This is a genomic window from Streptomyces sp. NPDC050636 (genome assembly GCF_040654775.1).
In the GTDB taxonomy this organism is placed as follows: domain Bacteria; phylum Actinomycetota; class Actinomycetes; order Streptomycetales; family Streptomycetaceae; genus Streptomyces.
Window position 1 is genome coordinate 1 of sequence record NZ_JBFAIP010000265.1, and the last position, 1,310, is coordinate 1,310.

1 protein-coding gene is annotated in these 1,310 nt (G+C 71.9%); it reads left to right on the forward strand.

Translation table 11 applies throughout. From position 1 onward, the window contains the following. A partial coding sequence (locus AB0I10_RS41160; protein ID WP_363157853.1) for a beta-ketoacyl synthase N-terminal-like domain-containing protein occupies positions 1 to 1,310 on the forward strand: 1,310 nt, incomplete at both ends.

Genomic DNA, 1,310 nt, shown 5'->3' on the forward strand with positions numbered 1-1,310 from the left:
AGCGCCGAACCCATGGCGCTCCCGGTCCGCCTGGACCTTGCGGCCCTACGGGCCCAGGGCGAGCCCCAACCGCTGCTGCGCGGCCTGATCCGCACGAGGACCCGCCGGACCGGCGTCGCCGCGGCGTCCGGCATCGTGGAGCGCCTGACCGGGCTGTCCACGGCGGAGCGACGCGAGACGCTGCTCGATGTCGTACGTGGCCAGATCGCGGTCGTCCTGGGCCACGCGAGCCCGGAATCGGTCGCTCCGGACCGGGCCTTCCAGGACCTCGGCTTCGACTCCCTGACCGCGATCGAACTCCGCAACCTGCTGGGCAAGGCCACCGGACTGCGGCTGCCCGCGACGACCGTGTTCGACTACCCGACGGCCGACGCCCTGGCGGGCCACCTCCTGGACGAGCTGTTCGGCGCGGAGGAGGAGACGCCGCTCCCGGTGTCCGCCCTCCCGTCCCTGACCGACGACCCGGTCGTCATCGTCGGCATGAGCTGCCGCTTCCCCGGCGGTGTCGCCTCGCCCGAGGACCTGTGGCGGCTGGTGTCCGAAGGGGTGGACGCCGTCTCGGACTTCCCGACCGACCGAGGCTGGGACATCGGGGCGATGGACGACCCCGACCGCGAGGGCGCCATCGCCACCCGTTCCGGTGGATTCCTCTACGACGCGGCGGAGTTCGACCCCGGCTTCTTCGGGATGAGCCCGCGCGAGGCCCTGACCACCGACACCCAGCAGCGGCTGCTGCTGGAGACGACCTGGGAGGCCCTGGAGCGCGCCGGTATGGACCCGGCCGCACTGCGCGGTAGCCGCACCGGAGTCTTCGCGGGCGTGATGTACCACGACTACTCGCAGCTGCTCTCCGGGCGCGAGTTCGAGGGCTACCAGGGCAGCGGCAGCGCGGGCAGTGTGGCCTCGGGCCGGGTCTCCTACACCTTCGGTTTCGAAGGCCCCGCCGTGACTGTGGACACGGCGTGCTCGTCGTCGCTGGTCGCCCTGCACCTGGCGGCGCAGTCGCTGCGCTCCGGCGAGTGCTCGCTGGCGCTCGCGGGCGGTGTGACCGTGATGTCGACACCGCTGACCTTCGTGGAGTTCTCCCGCCAGGGCGGGCTCTCCCCCGACGGCCGGTGCAAGGCGTTCGCCGACGGCGCCGATGGCGTCGGCTGGGCCGAAGGCGCCGGCATCCTGGTGCTGGAGCGTCTTTCGGACGCGCGTCGCAATGGGCACCAGGTGCTTGCTGTCGTGCGTGGTTCGGCTGTGAACCAGGATGGTGCGTCCAATGGTTTGACGGCGCCGAATGGTCCGTCGCAGCAGCGGGTGAT